The sequence below is a fragment of the Haliea sp. genome, from assembly GCF_041395985.1.
In the GTDB taxonomy this organism is placed as follows: domain Bacteria; phylum Pseudomonadota; class Gammaproteobacteria; order Pseudomonadales; family Halieaceae; genus Haliea.
Genome location: NZ_JAWKZJ010000003.1, coordinates 360,095 through 378,651, shown reverse-complemented (window position 1 = coordinate 378,651; position 18,557 = coordinate 360,095). Strand labels below are relative to the sequence as shown.

13 protein-coding genes and 4 tRNA genes are annotated in these 18,557 nt (G+C 60.2%); all 17 read left to right on the top strand.

Features of this window, described 5'->3' with window-relative positions:
- The first annotated feature begins 20 nt into the window (after window positions 1-20).
- The 17 genes from R3E49_RS08190 (at window position 21) to tuf (R3E49_RS08110) (ending at window position 18,516) form a co-directional block, all read left to right on the top strand.
- A tRNA-Tyr gene (locus R3E49_RS08190) sits at window positions 21-104 on the top strand.
- Window positions 105-179: 75 nt separating this feature from the next.
- A tRNA-Gly gene (locus R3E49_RS08185) sits at window positions 180-253 on the top strand.
- Window positions 254-269: 16 nt separating this feature from the next.
- Window positions 270-345 (top strand) — tRNA-Thr (locus R3E49_RS08180).
- Window positions 346-442: 97 nt separating this feature from the next.
- Window positions 443-1,669, top strand: coding sequence for an elongation factor Tu (tuf, locus tag R3E49_RS08175; RefSeq protein ID WP_371294574.1), 1,227 nt, complete (start codon window positions 443-445; stop codon window positions 1,667-1,669).
- A gap of 90 nt (window positions 1,670-1,759) precedes the next feature.
- Window positions 1,760-1,835, top strand: a tRNA-Trp gene (locus tag R3E49_RS08170).
- A 53-nt stretch (window positions 1,836-1,888) separates the two neighbouring features.
- Window positions 1,889-2,251, top strand: coding sequence for a preprotein translocase subunit SecE (secE, locus tag R3E49_RS08165; RefSeq protein ID WP_371294580.1), 363 nt, complete (start codon window positions 1,889-1,891; stop codon window positions 2,249-2,251).
- 24 nt (window positions 2,252-2,275) lie between these two features.
- Window positions 2,276-2,809 (top strand): transcription termination/antitermination protein NusG, encoded by a 534-nt coding sequence (gene nusG, locus R3E49_RS08160; RefSeq protein WP_371294579.1) that lies wholly within the window; start codon window positions 2,276-2,278, stop codon window positions 2,807-2,809.
- Window positions 2,810-2,944: 135 nt separating this feature from the next.
- The gene (gene rplK, locus R3E49_RS08155; RefSeq protein ID WP_290744872.1) at window positions 2,945-3,379 is read left to right on the top strand and encodes a 50S ribosomal protein L11; all 435 of its coding nucleotides are present in this window, start codon (window positions 2,945-2,947) and stop codon (window positions 3,377-3,379) included.
- Window positions 3,379-4,074, top strand: a complete 696-nt coding sequence (gene rplA / locus R3E49_RS08150) for a 50S ribosomal protein L1 (RefSeq protein WP_290744874.1) — start codon at window positions 3,379-3,381, stop codon at window positions 4,072-4,074. The genes rplK and rplA overlap by 1 nt, the downstream gene beginning before the upstream one ends.
- Window positions 4,075-4,382: 308 nt before the next feature.
- On the top strand, window positions 4,383-4,910 hold the full coding sequence (gene rplJ, locus R3E49_RS08145; protein ID WP_371294578.1) for a 50S ribosomal protein L10: 528 nt from the start codon (window positions 4,383-4,385) through the stop codon (window positions 4,908-4,910).
- 39 nt (window positions 4,911-4,949) lie between these two features.
- On the top strand, window positions 4,950-5,330 hold the full coding sequence (rplL, locus tag R3E49_RS08140) for a 50S ribosomal protein L7/L12 (protein ID WP_290744877.1): 381 nt from the start codon (window positions 4,950-4,952) through the stop codon (window positions 5,328-5,330).
- Between the two features lie 186 nt (window positions 5,331-5,516).
- Window positions 5,517-9,590: a DNA-directed RNA polymerase subunit beta gene (rpoB, locus tag R3E49_RS08135; RefSeq protein WP_371294577.1), complete on the top strand. Its 4,074-nt coding sequence runs from the start codon at window positions 5,517-5,519 to the stop codon at window positions 9,588-9,590.
- 77 nt (window positions 9,591-9,667) lie between these two features.
- Window positions 9,668-13,885 (top strand): DNA-directed RNA polymerase subunit beta', encoded by a 4,218-nt coding sequence (gene rpoC / locus R3E49_RS08130; protein WP_371294576.1) that lies wholly within the window; start codon window positions 9,668-9,670, stop codon window positions 13,883-13,885.
- Between the two features lie 269 nt (window positions 13,886-14,154).
- Window positions 14,155-14,526 (top strand): 30S ribosomal protein S12, encoded by a 372-nt coding sequence (gene rpsL / locus R3E49_RS08125; RefSeq protein ID WP_027951188.1) that lies wholly within the window; start codon window positions 14,155-14,157, stop codon window positions 14,524-14,526.
- Between the two features lie 116 nt (window positions 14,527-14,642).
- Window positions 14,643-15,113 (top strand): 30S ribosomal protein S7, encoded by a 471-nt coding sequence (rpsG, locus tag R3E49_RS08120; protein WP_290744882.1) that lies wholly within the window; start codon window positions 14,643-14,645, stop codon window positions 15,111-15,113.
- Between the two features lie 36 nt (window positions 15,114-15,149).
- Window positions 15,150-17,261, top strand: coding sequence for an elongation factor G (fusA, locus tag R3E49_RS08115; RefSeq protein ID WP_371294575.1), 2,112 nt, complete (start codon window positions 15,150-15,152; stop codon window positions 17,259-17,261).
- 28 nt (window positions 17,262-17,289) lie between these two features.
- Window positions 17,290-18,516 carry an elongation factor Tu gene (tuf, locus tag R3E49_RS08110; RefSeq protein ID WP_371294574.1) on the top strand — a complete coding sequence of 409 codons (1,227 nt, stop codon included), beginning with the start codon at window positions 17,290-17,292 and terminating at the stop codon, window positions 18,514-18,516.
- Window positions 18,517-18,557: the final 41 nt, after the last annotated feature.

The window sequence follows — 18,557 nt, the reverse complement described above, 5'->3', positions numbered from 1 at the left end:
TGGACAATATGCCGCCTTTCGGAGGGGTTCCCGAGTGGCCAAAGGGATCAGACTGTAAATCTGACGCGAAAGCTTCGGTGGTTCGAATCCACCCCCCTCCACCAGGCTAAACGCCGCGGCGCAACGTGCGCCAAAGCGGGTCGCAGCTGCGGCTAATCCGCCAGATAGAAGCGGGTCAGGCGGGTATAGTTCAAAGGTAGAACCTCAGCCTTCCAAGCTGATGATGCGGGTTCGATTCCCGCTACCCGCTCCAGTTGGGTACGAGCAAGGCTCATATAGCTCAGTCGGTAGAGCACTTCCTTGGTAAGGAAGAGGTCACCGGTTCAAATCCGGTTATGAGCTCCACCCAGTTGTTTGCCGTGCGGCGTGCCGGGCGGTGGAAGTTGACACAGGAAAGTGCGGTATTACTGCAAGTCCAGGCCGGTAACAGGAGACCGTCGAAATGGCAAAGGAAAAGTTTGAACGTAAGAAGCCCCACGTCAACGTGGGCACCATTGGTCACGTAGACCATGGCAAGACGACGCTGACAGCGGCGCTGACGAAAGTCTGTGCTGAGACCTGGGGTAGCGGTTCAGCGGTTGCGTTTGACGGTATTGACAACGCACCGGAAGAGCGCGAGCGCGGCATCACGATTGCGACGTCGCACGTGGAGTACGATTCACCGACGCGTCACTACGCGCACGTGGATTGCCCCGGACACGCGGACTATGTGAAGAACATGATCACGGGTGCGGCGCAGATGGACGGCGCGATCCTGGTGTGTGGTGCGACAGACGGCCCGATGCCGCAGACCCGCGAGCACATCCTGCTGTCGCGCCAGGTAGGCGTGCCGTACATTGTGGTGTTCCTGAACAAGGCTGACCTGCTGGCGGAAGATTGCGGCGGTGCGGACAGCGAAGAATACGCCGAGATGAAGGAGCTGGTGGAAATGGAGCTGCGCGAGCTGCTCGACACCTACGACTTCCCGGGCGACGACACGCCGATCATCTGCGGTTCTGCGCTGATGGCGCTGAACGGCGAAGACGAGAACGAGCTGGGTGTGACGGCGGTGAAGACGCTGGTTGAGACGCTGGACAGCTACATTCCGGAGCCTGAGCGTGCGGTAGACCAGGCGTTCCTGATGCCGGTTGAGGACGTGTTCTCGATTTCTGGTCGCGGTACGGTAGTGACTGGCCGTGTTGAGCGTGGCGTGATCAAGGTGGGCGAGGAGATCGAGATTGTCGGTATCCGCGACACCGTGAAGACGACCTGTACGGGCGTTGAGATGTTCCGCAAGCTGCTGGACGAAGGCCGTGCGGGCGAGAACGTGGGTGTACTGCTGCGCGGTACCAAGCGTGAGGACGTTGAGCGTGGTCAGGTTCTGGCGAAGCCGGGTTCTGTGAAGCCGCACACCAAGTTCGAGGCAGAGGTGTACGTACTGTCGAAGGACGAGGGTGGCCGTCACACGCCGTTCTTCAAGGGCTACCGCCCGCAGTTCTACTTCCGCACCACGGACGTTACGGGTGCGTGTGAGCTGCCTGAGGGTGTTGAGATGGTGATGCCGGGCGACAACGTGCAGATGGTTGTGACGTTGATTGCGCCGATCGCGATGGAAGATGGTCTGCGCTTCGCGATCCGCGAAGGTGGCCGCACCGTGGGTGCTGGCGTCGTCGCCAAGATCATCGAGTAACACCGAAGCAGGGGGCGCTCCGGCGCATCCCGGCGACTCGAGCCGAACCGCTTGCGGGCAGTTCGGCTTCGTCGTCTAAGAAGAGGATATAGGCCAGTAGCTCAATTGGCAGAGCAGCGGTCTCCAAAACCGCAGGTTGGGGGTTCGATTCCCTCCTGGCCTGCCATTTATGGCAGGGGGTTGCGCGTCAGGCGTGGCCCGATCTGAAGGGTTGTAGTAATGAGTGTGGAAACGAACGCCGGGCGTTTCGATTCCGTGAAGTGGGCGGTGGTTATCGCTCTGCTGGCTGTCGGCATCATCGGCAACAGTTACTTCTCGGCGGAATCGCTGCTGTATCGAGTGCTGGGCATTGTGGCGATCGCCGCGGTGGCCGGTTTGATTGCGTTGCAGACCGCCAAGGGTACCGCGTTCTGGACGCTGGTGAAGAGCTCCCGCACCGAGATTCGCAAGGTCGTCTGGCCCACGCGGCAGGAGACGGTCCAGACCACGTTGATCGTTGTGGTCTTTGTATTGCTGGTGGCACTGATGCTGTGGGGACTCGACTCCCTGCTCGGCTGGCTTGTGTCGCTGGTGATTGGTTAGTCAGAAAAGGATAAGGGATAGCCGATGGCAATGCGTTGGTACGTGGTCCACGCCTACTCAGGTTTTGAGAAGAAAGTTGCGGCAGCCCTGAAGGAGCGTATAGAACTGCACGGCATGCAGGATCGCTTTGGTGAAATCCTGGTGCCCACCGAGGAAGTGGTGGAGATGCGCGCCGGGCAGAAGCGCCGCAGCGAGCGCAAGTTCTTCCCTGGCTACGTGCTGGTGCAGATGGAACTGGATGATGGCACCTGGCACCTGGTGAAAGAGACGCCGCGGGTCATGGGCTTTATCGGCGGCAAGGCGGATGCACCTGCGCCGATTACCGAAGCCGAAGCGGCCGCTATCCTGCAGCGCGTTGAGGCAGGCGTCGAGGCGCCACGCCCCAAGACCATGTTCGAGCCCGGCGAGATGGTGCGGGTGATCGATGGTCCCTTCAACGACTTCAATGGCGTTGTGGAAGAAGTGAATTACGACAAGAGCCGTCTGAATGTGGCCGTGCTCATTTTCGGGCGTTCCACTCCGGTGGAGCTGGAATTCAGTCAGGTCGAAAAGGCCTGATTGCAGTAGGGCGGGCGTCACACAAGTGGCGCCCGCCAACGTTAACGGCGGCTTCGGTCGCCTCAATGGGGAGCCCGCGTAAACCGGCCCTTTCGGTTCTGGATTACAACGGCGCTTGCACCCGGGAGACAACACATGGCGAAGAAAGTACAGGCTTATATCAAGCTGCAGGTAGGCGCTGGCAAAGCGAACCCCAGCCCGCCGGTAGGCCCGGCACTGGGTCAGCACGGCGTGAACATCATGGAGTTCTGCAAGGCGTTTAACGCCGAAACCCAGGATCTGGAACCCGGCCTGCCGATTCCGGTGGTGATCACCGTATACGGTGACCGCTCATTCACCTTTATCAAGAAGACTCCGCCCGCGGCGGTGCTGTTGCGCAAAGTCGCCGGCATCAAATCCGGTTCCGGCACGCCCAACACGGTCAAGGTGGGCAAGGTGACCCGCGCCCAGCTGGAGGAAGTGGCAACGCAGAAATGGCCGGACCTGACGGCGGCAGACATGGACGCGGCGGTCCGCACTATTGCCGGCAGCGCACGCTCTGCCGGTATCGATGTTGAGGGGGTGATCTAATGGCCAAGCTGTCACGGCGCGTACGCGCATTCAAGGAAAAGATCCAGCCCGGCAAAGCCTACTCCTTCGACGAAGCCGTTGCGCTGCTCAAGGAATTTGCTACCGCCAAATTCAACGAGACGGTCGAAGTGTCGGTGAACCTCGGTGTGGACGCACGTAAATCTGACCAGGCTGTACGTGGTGCTACCACCCTGCCGCACGGTACAGGCAGCCATGTGCGCGTGGCGGTCTTCACCCAGGGTGATGCAGCGGAACAGGCCAGAGCCGCCGGTGCCGAGTTCGTGGGTATGGAAGACCTCGCAGAGCAGATCAAGGGCGGCATGATGGACTTCGACGTGGTTGTGGCCTCTCCGGATGCCATGCGCGTTGTTGGTCAGCTGGGTCAGGTGCTGGGTCCGCGCGGCCTGATGCCGAACCCGAAGACCGGTACGGTCACTCCCGACGTTCTGACTGCCGTGAAGAATGCCAAAGCCGGTCAGGTGCGTTTCCGTACTGACAAGAATGGCATCATCCACGGTGGCATCGGCAAGATCGACTTCGAGCCCGCCGCGATCAAGGGCAACCTTGAGGCGCTGCTGGCCGACCTGCGCAAGGCGAAGCCGTCTGCCGCGAAAGGCGTGTACATGAAGAAAATTACCCTGTCCACCACCATGGGCCCGGGTGTCACGGTCGACCAGTCGTCGATCGAAGCTTGATCGGCAGCGCCCCCACAAGGGGCGCTGCCACAGGGTCCGCCACGGAAGGTTGGCCCGGGTGATGCGGTTCTACCGAGTCGCAGCACTCACTTTGAGGTCTTTGGAGCAGTCTTGGGCGGACGCCTGATTAGCTGAGAACTGAAGGCCATCAAAGACCGTAGGCGCCTGCGCTGTCCCCGACAGTCCGGCTTAATCGAGCAGCCCGCGAGGGTCGCCCAACCTACGCAGATGGTGGATGTGTTCACCACGCAAGGTGGTAGTGCCATAGCGTTGGCGCTACCGGAACTGTAAATCCAGGAGTAATACCAGTGGCAATTGGACTCGACGACAAGAAAGCGATCGTTGCTGAAGTTAACGAGACTGCCACCAATGCCCTGTCCCTGGTGATCGCCGATGCACGTGGCGTCACCGTGGACGGAATGACAGCTTTGCGCAAAAGTGCTCGCGAAAACTCAGTGACCCTCCGCGTCGTGCGGAACACACTGGCCAAGCGCGCGCTGGCGGGAACGGACTACGAATGCGTCAGTGACGCCCTCGTGGGCCCCTCCCTGTTCGGATTTTCGATGGAAGATCCGGGTGCAGCGGCACGGTTGTTCAAGGATTTCGCCAAGGAGAATAAAAACTTCGAGGTGAAGGTATTGGCGGTGAGCGGCCAAATGCTGGGTGCGGATCAACTGGATGTACTGGCCAAGATGCCGACGCGTGATCAGGCACTCTCGATGTTGATGAGTGTGATGAAGGCGCCGGTAACCAAGCTGGTACAGACGATGAACGACGTACCTGGAAAATTGGTTCGCACACTGGCAGCAGTACGCGATCAGAAAGAAGCGGCGTAAGTCGCTATTTATTTATCAGCTAACCAGGAGATATGAGTCATGGCTCTGTCCAAAGATGACATTCTGAATGCAATCGCCGAAATGAGCGTAATGGATATCGTTGAGCTCATCAGCGCAATGGAAGAAAAATTCGGTGTAACCGCCGCTGCAGCCGTTGCTGCCGCACCGGTTGCCGCTGCTGGCGACGCCGGCGCAGCTGCTGAAGAGCAGACCGAGTTCGACGTGATTCTGGCCAGCGCTGGCGAGAAGAAAGTCAACGTGATCAAAGTAGTACGTGAAGTAACCGGCCTGGGCCTGAAAGAAGCCAAGGCCGTGGTTGACGGTGCCCCGTCACCTGTCAAGGAAGGTGTTTCCAAGGCAGATGCGGACGCGCTGAAAGCCAAGCTGGAAGAAGCAGGCGCGACCGTCGAGGTCAAGTAAGCGCTTGCCTCACGTCTGGCTTTGGCTGGACCAGGACAAGGCTGGTGGGCGCTTTTGCCTGCCGGCCTTTTCCCGCTTGATGAGCACAAGTTTTTCAGGGCGGGCTGCGCAGGCGCAGCTCATCCGTCAAGAGCCTCGCTTGCCGCCGGCAGGGCGGCGGGAAGCTAAACACGCTGGGGAGTACTGATGGCATACTCGTACACTGAGAAAAAACGTATTCGCAAGGACTTCGGCAAGCTGTCGAACATGATGGATATTCCATACCTGCTTGCGATCCAACTCGATTCTTACCGGAAGTTCACCCAGCAGGGCATACCACTCGAGGAGCGCGGCGACTACGGCCTGCACGCGGCCTTCAAATCGGTGTTCCCGATCGTCAGCTACAGCGGCAATGCGGCGCTGGAGTACGTTGACTACAAGCTCGGCACGCCGGTGTTCGATGTCAATGAGTGTCAGCTGCGCGGCATTACCTATTCCTGTGCGTTGCGGGTCAAGGTCCGTCTGATCATTTACGACAAGGACGCCTCCAGCAAGACCATCAAGGACATCAAGGAGCAGGAAGTCTACATGGGGGAGATTCCCCTGATGACCGACAACGGCACCTTCGTGGTCAATGGCACCGAGCGCGTTATCGTATCCCAGCTGCACCGTTCGCCCGGTGTATTCTTCGACCACGACAAGGGCAAGACCCACTCCTCGGGCAAGTTGCTCTACTCTGCCCGCGTGATCCCTTACCGTGGCTCCTGGCTGGACTTCGAGTTCGACCCCAAGGACATGGTGTTCGTGCGCATCGATCGCCGTCGCAAGCTGCCTGCGACCATCCTGCTGCGTGCACTGGGCTACCAGTCCGAAGAAATCCTCGACATGTTCTACGAGGTCAACACGTTCACCGTCGACAAGGACGGCAACTACAAGATGGCGCTGATCCCCGCGCGCCTGCGCGGTGACGTTGCGTCTTTCGACATCAAGGTCGGCCGCAAGGTCATTGTGGAGCAGGGCCGCCGCATCACCGCGCGCCACATTCGCGAACTCGAGAAGGCGGAAGTGGCCGAGCTGGAGATTCCCCGCGAATACCTCTACGGCCGCGCGCTGGCCAAAAACGTCGTCGACGAGAAAACCGGCGAGGTGGTTGTCGAGTGTAACGCGGAGCTGAATGACGAGATCCTGACACGCCTGGAAGAGATGGGTATCAACAACATTGATACCCTCTACACCAACGAGCTGGATTGTGGCCCGTACATTTCCGATACGCTGCGTCTGGACAGCACGCGCAACGAACTGGAAGCGCTGGTTGAGATCTACCGCATGATGCGTCCCGGCGAGCCGCCGACCAAGGAATCTGCCGAGAACCTGTTCCAGAACCTGTTCTTCTCTCCCGACCGCTACGACCTCTCAGCGGTTGGCCGGATGAAGTTCAACCGCCGTTTGGGCCGGGAAGAAGTCACCGGCAGCGGTGTGCTGGATCGCGAAGATATCGTGGACGTGCTGAAAGCGCTGGTGGCCATCCGTAACGGTCGCGGCATGACCGACGATATCGACCACCTCGGCAACCGCCGCGTACGCAGCGTCGGTGAAATGGCCGAAAACCAGTTCCGTGTGGGCCTGGTGCGCGTCGAGCGCGCGGTCAAGGAGCGTCTGTCCATGGCGGAGAGTGAAGGCCTGATGCCTCAGGACCTGATCAACGCCAAGCCTGTCTCGGCAGCCGTGAAGGAGTTCTTTGGTTCCAGCCAGCTGTCCCAGTTCATGGACCAGAACAACCCGCTGTCCGAGGTGACCCACAAGCGCCGCGTTTCTGCGCTTGGGCCGGGCGGTCTGACGCGCGAGCGCGCGGGCTTTGAAGTGCGCGACGTGCACCCGACACACTACGGTCGCGTGTGCCCGATTGAGACGCCGGAAGGGCCGAACATCGGCCTGATCAACTCGCTGGCAACCTACGCCCGCACCAATGATTACGGCTTTCTGGAAAGCCCGTACCGCAAGGTGGTGAACGGTCAGGTGACCGACGAAGTCGAGTTCCTGTCCGCGATCAACGAGGCGGAGCACGTCATTGCGCAGGCGTCGGCTGCGGTCGACAGCAAGAACCGGTTCGTCGACGAGCTGATCGCCGTGCGTCACATGAACGAATTTACGGTCATGCCGCCCGAAAAGGTGGATTACATGGACGTCTCGCCGAAGCAGGTGGTATCTGTAGCCGCGGCGCTGATCCCCTTCCTCGAGCACGACGACGCCAACCGTGCACTGATGGGTTCCAACATGCAGCGTCAGGCGGTGCCCACGCTGAAGTGTGAAAAGCCGCTGGTCGGTACCGGTATGGAGCGCTACGTTGCCGCCGACTCCGGTGTCTGCGTTGTCGCCCGCCGTGACGGCGTCATCGATTCCGTCGATGCCAGCCGCATCGTGGTTCGTGTCAACGACAAGGACGTGGGCAGGGATGAAGCACCGGTCGACATCTACAACCTGACCAAGTACACGCGTTCCAACCAGAACACCTGCATCAACCAGCGCCCGATCGTGAAACAGGGCGATGTGGTTGCGCGCGGCGACATTCTGGCGGACGGGCCGTCAGTCGATATGGGCGACCTGGCGCTGGGCCAGAATATCCGTATCGCGTTCATGCCCTGGAACGGCTACAACTTCGAGGACTCCATCCTGGTGTCCGAGAAGGTGGTCAAGGAAGATCGTTTCACCACCATTCATATTCAGGAACTCACCTGTATTGCGCGTGACACCAAGCTGGGCTCCGAGGAAATCTCCTCGGATATTCCCAACGTCGGTGAGAGTGCGCTGTCCAAGCTTGATGAGTCCGGCATTGTCTACATCGGCGCTGAGGTCGAGGCGGGCGACATCCTGGTGGGCAAGGTAACGCCGAAAGGCGAGACGCAGCTCACACCGGAAGAGAAACTGTTGCGTGCCATCTTCGGTGAGAAGGCCTCGGACGTGAAGGATACGTCCCTGCGTGTGCCTTCCAGCACCAAGGGCACGGTCATCGATGTGCAGGTGTTTACCCGCGACGGTCTTGAGAAGGACCAGCGTGCACTGCAGATCGAGAAGCACCAGCTCGACAAGTTCCGCAAGGACCTGAAGGAAGAGTACCGGATCTTCGAAGAGGCGACATTCTCGCTGCTGGGTAACCAGTTGAAGGGCGCCAAGACTGTCAGTGGCGCTGGCCTGGCCAAGGGCACGGAGCTGACCGCGAAGGTGCTGGCTGACCTGGATCGCGAGCAGTGGTTCAAGTTGAAGCTGGCCGACAGCGATCTGAACGACGCACTGGCCGCGGCGAAGAAGCAGCTCGATGAGCAGAACAAGCTGCTCGAAGAGCGGTTTGAGGACAAGAAGCGCAAGCTGCAGAGCGGCGACGACCTGGCCCCGGGCGTTCTGAAGATCGTCAAGGTGTATCTTGCGATCAAACGCCGCATCCAGCCCGGTGACAAGATGGCGGGCCGCCACGGCAACAAGGGCGTTATCTCGGTCATCATGCCGGTTGAAGATATGCCCTTCGACGAGAACGGCGAGCCGGTGGACATCGTTCTCAACCCGCTGGGCGTGCCGTCGCGCATGAACGTCGGTCAGATCCTCGAAACCCACCTGGGCATGGCTGCCAAGGGGCTGGGGGTAAAAATCGACCAGATGTTGCAGGAGCAGCGCAAAGTTGCGGAAGTCCGCGAATTCCTCGAGCGCATCTACAACAACGGGTCCGGCCGTACTGAAGATCTCAAGTCGCTGAATGACAAGGAAATTCTGGCACTGGCCGAAAACCTGCGTGCAGGTGTTCCAATGGCGACGCCGGTGTTTGACGGCGCTGCTGAAGAGTCGATCAAGGAACTGCTGTCTCTGGCTGACTTACCCGAAAGTGGCCAGTTCACGCTGTACGACGGTCGCACCGGCGAGGCCTTTGATCGCCCGGTCACCGTGGGCTACATGTACATGCTGAAGCTGAACCACCTGGTAGACGACAAGATGCACGCGCGTTCTACCGGCTCCTACAGCCTCGTTACCCAGCAGCCGCTGGGCGGCAAGGCGCAGTTCGGTGGCCAGCGCTTCGGTGAGATGGAGGTGTGGGCCCTGGAAGCCTACGGTGCCGCGTACACCCTGCAGGAAATGCTCACCGTGAAGTCGGATGACGTCGCGGGACGCACCAAGATGTACAAGAACATCGTCGATGGTGACCATCGTATGGAACCGGGCATGCCCGAGTCCTTCAACGTGTTGGTCAAGGAAATACGCTCCCTCGGTATCGATATCGAGCTGGAGAGTGACTAACCAGCGGTAAAACGGACTCGGGGCTACGGCGGCACTTGCCGCTGTAGCTGGAAGGAAAACCTCGTGGAGGAAAGACCTTGAAAGACTTACTGAATTTGCTCAAGTCCCAGGGACAGTCAGAAGAATTCGACGCTATCCGCATTGGCCTGGCGTCGCCCGAAATGATCCGCTCCTGGTCATTCGGCGAAGTGAAGAAGCCGGAAACCATCAACTACCGGACCTTCAAGCCGGAGCGCGATGGGCTGTTCTGTGCCAAGATCTTTGGCCCCGTAAAGGACTATGAGTGCCTGTGCGGCAAGTACAAGCGCCTCAAGCATCGCGGCGTGATCTGTGAGAAATGCGGCGTGGAAGTGGCGCTGGCGAAGGTGCGTCGTGAGCGCATGGGCCACATTGAGCTCGCCAGCCCGGTGGCACACATCTGGTTCCTGAAGTCGCTGCCCTCGCGCATCGGCCTGCTGCTGGATATGACCCTGCGTGACATCGAGCGCGTGCTGTACTTCGAATCCTATGTGGTGACCGATCCGGGCCTTACAACGCTCAACCCCGGTCAGCTGCTGACCGATGAAGAGTACTACGAGGCGATGGAAGAGTTCGGTGACGAGTTCACCGCCAAGATGGGTGCCGAGGCAGTACAGGATCTGATGAAGCAGCTCGATCTCGAGCGCGAAATTCTGACCCTGCGCGAGGAAATTCCGCAGACCAACTCGGAAACCAAGATCAAGAAGTTGTCCAAGCGCCTGAAGCTCATGGAGGCTTTCGCGAGCTCGGGTAACAAGCCGCAGTGGATGGTGTTGAACGCGCTGCCCGTACTGCCACCGGACCTGCGTCCGCTGGTGCCCCTGGATGGCGGCCGCTTCGCGACGTCAGACCTGAACGACCTGTACCGGCGTGTGATCAACCGCAACAACCGCCTCAAGCGTCTGCTGGATCTGAATGCGCCTGACATCATTGTGCGCAACGAGAAGCGCATGCTACAGGAATCCGTGGACGCACTGCTGGACAACGGTCGCCGCGGTCGAGCGATTACCGGTTCCAACAAGCGTCCGCTGAAATCCCTGGCCGACATGATCAAGGGCAAGCAGGGGCGCTTCCGCCAGAACCTGCTGGGCAAGCGCGTGGACTACTCGGGGCGTTCCGTGATCGTGGTCGGTCCCACGCTCCGTTTGCACCAGTGTGGTCTGCCCAAAAAGATGGCCCTGGAGCTGTTCAAGCCCTTCATTTTCGGCAAGCTTGAGGCGCGTGGCCTGGCCACGACGATCAAGGCCGCCAAGAAGATGGTTGAGCGTGAGCCGCCGGAAGTCTGGGACATCCTCGCTGAAGTGATTCGCGAGCACCCTGTGCTCCTGAACCGTGCACCGACGCTGCACCGCCTGGGTATCCAGGCGTTTGAGCCCGTGTTGATTGAAGGCAAGGCCATCCAGCTGCACCCGCTGGTCTGCGCCGCCTACAACGCCGACTTCGACGGTGACCAGATGGCGGTGCACGTGCCGTTGACGCTGGAAGCGCAGCTGGAAGCGCGCGCGCTGATGATGTCGACCAACAACATCCTGTCGCCCGCCAACGGCGAGCCCATCATCGTACCCTCACAGGACGTGGTTCTGGGCCTGTACTACATGACCCGTCAGCGTGTGAACGCCAAGGGCGAGGGCATGATCTTTGCCAACGTCTCCGAGGTGAACCGCGCCTACCGCGCCGGCCATGTGCACCTGCAGGCGCGGGTCAAGGTCCGTATCCATGAGGTCGTGCAGAACGAGGAGGGTGAGCGTTCCGAGCGCACTGTGGTGGTTGATACCACCGTGGGCCGCGCGCTGCTGTGGGAAATCGTCCCCGAAGGCATCGCCTACGACATGGTCAACCAGGATATGACCAAGAAGGCCATCTCGCGCATTATCAACCAGTGCTATCGCGTGGTGGGCCTGAAGGCGACGGTGATCTTCGCCGATCAGCTTATGTATACGGGCTACGAGTACTCAACCCGCTCAGGGGCCTCCATCGGCGTTAACGATTTCGTGATTCCCGAAGCCAAGGCCGAGCTGATTGCCCGTGCCGACCGCGAGGTGAAGGAAATCGAAGACCAGTACGCCGCCGGCCTGGTCACCCAGGGCGAGAAGTACAACAAGGTTATCGACATCTGGTCCCGGGCCAATGACCTGGTGTCCAAGGCGATGATGGAAGGGATCTCCAAGGAGACCGTGGTCAACCGTGATGGCGAGGAGGAGCAACAGGCCTCTTTCAACTCCGTGTACATGTATGCCGACTCCGGAGCCCGGGGTTCACCGGCGCAGATTCGCCAGCTGGCCGGTATGCGCGGCCTGATGGCCAAGCCGGATGGCTCGATCATCGAGACGCCGATCGTGGCCAACTTCCGCGAAGGCCTGAACGTACTGCAGTACTTCATCTCGACCCACGGTGCACGTAAAGGTCTGGCGGATACCGCACTGAAGACAGCCAACTCCGGTTACCTGACCCGGCGCCTGGTCGACGTGGCCCAGGACCTGGTGGTCACGGAAGTCGATTGTGGTACCGATCAGGGGCTGTTGATGACCCCGGTTATCGATGGCGGCGACATCATCGAGTCACTGGGTGATCGCGTGTTGGGCCGTATCGTGGCCCGCGACGTGATTCGCCCCGGTACGGATGACGAAATCGCCATCACCGCCGGCACCATGCTCGACGAGCTGTGGATCAAGCGCATCGAGGAAATGGGTATTGATGAAGTGGAAGTGCGCTCGCCGATCACCTGCGAAACACGCCACGGTATCTGCTCAGCCTGCTACGGTCGCGACCTGGCCCGTGGCCATCGGGTCAACATGGGTGAGGCGGTCGGCGTTGTTGCCGCGCAGTCCATCGGTGAGCCGGGCACACAGCTGACCATGCGTACCTTCCACATCGGTGGTGCGGCTTCGCGGCAGACCGCGCAGGACAACATCCAGGTCATGAACGACGGCAAGGTGCGCCTGCACAACGTGAAGACGGTGGAGCGCAAGGACGGTTTCCTGATCGCGGCTTCGCGGTCCGGCGAACTGTCGGTGCTGGACAAGATGGGCCGTGAGCGCGAGCGCTACAAACTGCCCTACGGTGCCATCATCAAGGTGCAGGACCACGCTGACGTGGCTGCAGGCGATGTGGTAGCAAACTGGGATCCCCACACCCACCCCATCATCACCGAAGTGGCGGGTATTGCGCGCTTCTCCGGTATGGAGGAGGGCATCACGATCAAGCGCCAGACCGATGAGTTGACCGGTCTGTCCAGCATCGAGGTCCTGGACGTGGGTGAACGCCCCGCCGCGGGCAAGGATGTGCGCCCGGCCATTACCCTGGTGGATGCGAAGGGTGAAGAGCTCTGCCTCGCGAACACCAACGTGCCGGCACACTACTTCCTGCCACCCAACGCGCTGGTCAGCCTCGAGGACGGCGCTCGCCTGGACGCCGGTGAAGTTATCGCCCGTATTCCCCAGGAAGGCTCCAAGACCGGTGACATCACCGGTGGTCTGCCTCGCGTTGCGGACCTGTTTGAAGCGCGCAAGCCGAAAGAGCCCGCGATTCTGGCAGAGATTTCCGGTGCGGTGAGCTTCGGCAAGGAAACCAAGGGCAAACGGCGTCTGGTGATCACCCCGACGGACGGGCAGACCCTGCCTGACGGTTCCGACCACTACGAGGTGCTGATTCCCAAGTGGCGCCTGATGTCGGTGTTCGAAGGGGAGTTTGTGGAGAAGGGCGAAATCGTTTCCGAAGGCCCCTTGAGCCCACATGACATCCTGCGCCTGAAGGGCGTTGAAGAGCTGGCCAAGTACATCTCCAACGAGATCCAGGAGGTCTACCGGCTGCAGGGCGTGAAGATCAACGACAAGCACATCGAGGTGATTGTTCGCCAGATGCTGCGCAAGGTGGTGATCACGTCCTCTGGCGATTCCAGCCTGATCAAGGGTGAGCAGGTCGAGTACGTCACGTTCATCGAAGAGAACGAGCGCCTCCTCGCGGAAGGGCTGGTGCCAGCCTCCGCTGAGCGTGAACTGCTGGGTATTACCAAGGCGTCGCTGGCCACGGAAAGCTTTATCTCCGCAGCCTCCTTCCAGGAGACTACCCGGGTTCTGACCGAAGCCGCGGTGACCGGCAAGCGCGACTACCTGCGTGGCCTCAAGGAGAACGTGGTGGTTGGTCGTCTGATACCGGCAGGTACCGGTCTGGCCTACCACGAGGAACGCAAGCGGACTCGCGGTGGTGATGTGGAAATGAGTGTGTCTGCCCAGGAAATCGAGGCGGCACTCACCGAAGCACTGCAGGATACCGAGTAAGGGTATTGCCCGGGGCCTGCGAGGGCCGCGGGCGGCTGGGGCCTGCGATGTTGCCGGCCGCTACTCTGTTCTTGACTCGCATGGGGGGCGTCTATAGAATGCCGCCTCCTCTTTCCCGGGGTGCTCCGCCGTGTGCGTGGCGCAACGGGTAGTGTGCTGCATCCGGAGCCGTGTAAACAGGCCCGCAGAGCGGCGCCGCAAGCCCCTGAAACGGCTTGAGGATGGCTGTTATGGCCATGAATTCAAACAATATCTGGAGTTCAAACTAGATGGCAACGATCAACCAATTGGTTCGTAAGCCGAGGAAGCGCAAGGTCGCCAAGAGCGACGTGCCCGCCCTGCAGAGCTGTCCCCAGCGCCGCGGTGTGTGCACGCGTGTCTACACGACGACCCCCAAGAAGCCGAACTCTGCACTGCGTAAAGTCTGCCGTGTGCGCCTCACCAACGGGTACGAAGTGTCTTCGTACATCGGCGGTGAAGGTCACAACCTGCAGGAGCACAGTGTGGTGCTGATTCGCGGCGGCCGGGTAAAGGATTTGCCGGGTGTGCGCTATCACACGGTGCGCGGCAGCCTGGACACCTCCGGTGTTTCTGCGCGTCGTCAGGGCCGTTCCAAGTACGGCGCCAAGCGGCCGAAATAAACGCCCGGGGCTGTGCTCCGGGTCAACAGTGAAGTGAGTAAGGCTGAACCTCTGCCTCCCCCGCCTGTGTGGCAGGTCGGTGTTCGGATTAACCTGAAGAGAGAAGGGCAACAAACATGCCAAGAAGACGCGTAGTCGCCAAACGTGAAGTCCTGCCGGATCCCAAATACGGCAATGTAACGCTGGCCAAGTTCATGAACCACGTGATGATCAGCGGCAAGAAGTCTGTCGCGGAAACCATCGTCTACGGTGCGCTGGATATCGTCCAGGAGCGCCTGAAGAAAGATCCCCTCGAGGCCTTTGACGAAGCGCTTGAGAACATCGCGCCGATGGTCGAAGTGAAGTCCCGCCGGGTCGGCGGTGCAACCTATCAGGTGCCGGTTGAAGTGCGTCCCGCCCGCCGTGTGGCTCTGTCCATGCGCTGGCTGGTTGATTACGCGCGCAACCGCGGTGAGAAGTCCATGCGTCAGCGCCTTGCCGGCGAAATCATTGATGCGTCGCAGGGCAAGGGCAATGCTGTGAAGAAGCGTGAAGACGTGCATCGCATGGCAGAAGCCAACAAGGCCTTCTCGCACTACCGGTTCTAAATTAACGCCAGGCAACCTGTTACAGGGGAAATTATCGTGGCACGCAAGACTCCTATCAAGCGATACCGCAATATCGGTATCTGCGCTCACGTGGACGCGGGTAAAACCACGACCACCGAGCGTGTACTTTTCTACACCGGCCGATCTCACCGTATTGGTGAAGTGCACGACGGTGCTGCAACCATGGACTGGATGGAGCAGGAGCAGGAGCGTGGTATTACCATCACCTCTGCTGCGACCACCTGTTTCTGGCGCGGTATGGATGCCCAGTTCGATGAGCACCGTATCAACATCATCGATACGCCCGGACACGTTGACTTCACCATTGAGGTGGAGCGCTCCCTGCGTGTACTGGACGGCGCTGTGGTGGTGCTGTGCGGCTCCTCAGGCGTGCAGCCGCAGACGGAAACGGTTTGGCGCCAGGCCAACAAATATGAAGTGCCGCGCATGGTGTTCGTCAACAAGATGGACCGTGCCGGTGCAGATTTCATGCGCGTGGTCGGCCAGCTGAAGACCCGCCTGGGTGCGAACGCCGTCCCCCTGCAAATGACCATCGGTGCAGAGGACGAGTTCAAGGGCGTTGTCGACCTGATCAAGAACAAGGCCATCCTCTGGAACGAAGAGGATCAGGGCATGACGTTCACGCTGGCTGACGTTCCCGCTGACATGGCGGACGAAGTGGCAGAAATGCGCGAGTTCCTTGTGGAATCCGCCGCTGAAGCGACCGAAGAGCTGATGGAGAAGTATCTCGAAGGCGGTGAGCTGACCGAGGAAGAGATCAAGGCAGGCATCCGTGCCCGCACCCTGGCCAACGAGATCGTGCCGGTACTGGGCGGCTCCGCGTTCAAGAACAAGGGTGTGCAGGCCATGCTCGACGCGGTTATTGAATACCTGCCCTCGCCTACAGAGGTGCGCGCGATCGAAGGCACGCTGCTGGACAAGGATGGCACTGTCGAGACGCGTGAAGCGGATGACAATGCGCCTTTCGCGGCCCTGGCATTCAAAATCGCCACCGACCCCTTTGTGGGCACGCTGACCTTCTTCCGTGTGTATTCCGGGAAGCTGGAAAGCGGCACCGGCGTGTTCAACTCCGTCAAGGAGAAGAAAGAGCGTATCGGCCGTATGGTGCAGATGCACGCCAACAGCCGTGAAGAGATCAAGGAAGTGCTGGCGGGCGATATCGCTGCGGCCGTGGGCCTCAAGGACACCACCACGGGTGACACCCTGTGTGATGCCGACAAGCCTATCGTGCTGGAGCGGATGGAGTTCCCCGAGCCCGTGATTTCGGTGGCAGTTGAGCCCAAGTCGAAGCCTGACCAGGAGAAAATGGGTATTGCCCTGGGTAAACTGGCCCAGGAAGACCCTTCTTTCCGCGTCAAGACGGACCCGGAAACCGGGCAGACCATTATCTCGGGTATGGGTGAACTGCACCTCGACATCCTGGTAGACCGTATGCGCCGGGAATTCAACGTCGAGGCGAACATCGGCAAGCCGCAGGTGGCCTACCGCGAAGCGATTCGCAACAAGAGCGAGATCGAAGGCAAGTTTGTACGTCAGTCCGGTGGTCGCGGTCAGTACGGTCACGTCTGGGTGCGCTTCGAGCCAGGTGAAGACGAGAACGCCGAAGGGCTGGAATTCGTCAACGAGGTGGTTGGCGGTACGGTTCCCCGCGAATACGTACCCGCAGTGCAGAAGGGCATCGAAGAGCAGATGCAGAACGGCGTACTCGCCGGCTACCCACTGCTCGGCCTGAAGGCAACGCTGTTCGACGGTTCGTTCCACGACGTGGACTCGAACGAAATGGCGTTCAAGATCGCTGCGAGCATGGCGACCAAGAAGCTGGCCGAAAAAGGCGGCGCGGTACTGCTTGAGCCGATCATGAAGGTGGAAGTGATTACGCCCGAGGAAAACATGGGTGACGTGGTCGGCGACCTTAACCGCCGCCGTGGCCTGATTTCCGGTATGGACGAAAGCGTGTCTGGCAAGGTGATCAACGCGGAAGTGCCGCTCGCCGAAATGTTCGGCTACGCGACCGACCTGCGTTCAGCAACCCAGGGTCGCGCTACCTACACGATGGAGTTCACCCGCTACGCGGAGGCACCGAACAACATCGCGCAGGAAATCATTTCCAAGAACGCAACCAAATAACCCAGCTATCCCATAGAGGTGACTAACAGTGGCAAAGGAAAAGTTTGAACGTAAGAAGCCCCACGTCAACGTGGGCACCATTGGTCACGTAGACCATGGCAAGACGACGCTGACAGCGGCGCTGACGAAAGTCTGTGCTGAGACCTGGGGTAGCGGTTCAGCGGTTGCGTTTGACGGTATTGACAACGCACCGGAAGAGCGCGAGCGCGGCATCACGATTGCGACGTCGCACGTGGAGTACGATTCACCGACGCGTCACTACGCGCACGTGGATTGCCCCGGACACGCGGACTATGTGAAGAACATGATCACGGGTGCGGCGCAGATGGACGGCGCGATCCTGGTGTGTGGTGCGACAGACGGCCCGATGCCGCAGACCCGCGAGCACATCCTGCTGTCGCGCCAGGTAGGCGTGCCGTACATTGTGGTGTTCCTGAACAAGGCTGACCTGCTGGCGGAAGATTGCGGCGGTGCGGACAGCGAAGAATACGCCGAGATGAAGGAGCTGGTGGAAATGGAGCTGCGCGAGCTGCTCGACACCTACGACTTCCCGGGCGACGACACGCCGATCATCTGCGGTTCTGCGCTGATGGCGCTGAACGGCGAAGACGAGAACGAGCTGGGTGTGACGGCGGTGAAGACGCTGGTTGAGACGCTGGACAGCTACATTCCGGAGCCTGAGCGTGCGGTAGACCAGGCGTTCCTGATGCCGGTTGAGGACGTGTTCTCGATTTCTGGTCGCGGTACGGTAGTGACTGGCCGTGTTGAGCGTGGCGTGATCAAGGTGGGCGAGGAGATCGAGATTGTCGGTATCCGCGACACCGTGAAGACGACCTGTACGGGCGTTGAGATGTTCCGCAAGCTGCTGGACGAAGGCCGTGCGGGCGAGAACGTGGGTGTACTGCTGCGCGGTACCAAGCGTGAGGACGTTGAGCGTGGTCAGGTTCTGGCGAAGCCGGGTTCTGTGAAGCCGCACACCAAGTTCGAGGCAGAGGTGTACGTACTGTCGAAGGACGAGGGTGGCCGTCACACGCCGTTCTTCAAGGGCTACCGCCCGCAGTTCTACTTCCGCACCACGGACGTTACGGGTGCGTGTGAGCTGCCTGAGGGTGTTGAGATGGTGATGCCGGGCGACAACGTGCAGATGGTTGTGACGTTGATTGCGCCGATCGCGATGGAAGATGGTCTGCGCTTCGCGATCCGCGAAGGTGGCCGCACCGTGGGTGCTGGCGTCGTCGCCAAGATCATCGAGTAAGCGTAGCGGCTACGACGAGAAGCCCGGCCCAGTGCCGGGCT

Excerpts from the sequence above, each read along its gene's own strand:
- tuf (WP_371294574.1), top strand. The coding sequence starts at position 443 with ATGGCAAAGGAAAAGTTTGAACGTAAGAAGCCCCACGTCAACGTGGGC.
- secE (WP_371294580.1), top strand. The coding sequence starts at position 1,889 with ATGAGTGTGGAAACGAACGCCGGGCGTTTCGATTCCGTGAAGTGGGCG.
- nusG (WP_371294579.1), top strand. The coding sequence starts at position 2,276 with ATGGCAATGCGTTGGTACGTGGTCCACGCCTACTCAGGTTTTGAGAAG.
- rplK (WP_290744872.1), top strand. The coding sequence starts at position 2,945 with ATGGCGAAGAAAGTACAGGCTTATATCAAGCTGCAGGTAGGCGCTGGC.
- rplA (WP_290744874.1), top strand. The coding sequence starts at position 3,379 with ATGGCCAAGCTGTCACGGCGCGTACGCGCATTCAAGGAAAAGATCCAG.
- rplL (WP_290744877.1), top strand. The coding sequence starts at position 4,950 with ATGGCTCTGTCCAAAGATGACATTCTGAATGCAATCGCCGAAATGAGC.
- rpoB (WP_371294577.1), top strand. The coding sequence starts at position 5,517 with ATGGCATACTCGTACACTGAGAAAAAACGTATTCGCAAGGACTTCGGC.
- rpsL (WP_027951188.1), top strand. The coding sequence starts at position 14,155 with ATGGCAACGATCAACCAATTGGTTCGTAAGCCGAGGAAGCGCAAGGTC.
- rpsG (WP_290744882.1), top strand. The coding sequence starts at position 14,643 with ATGCCAAGAAGACGCGTAGTCGCCAAACGTGAAGTCCTGCCGGATCCC.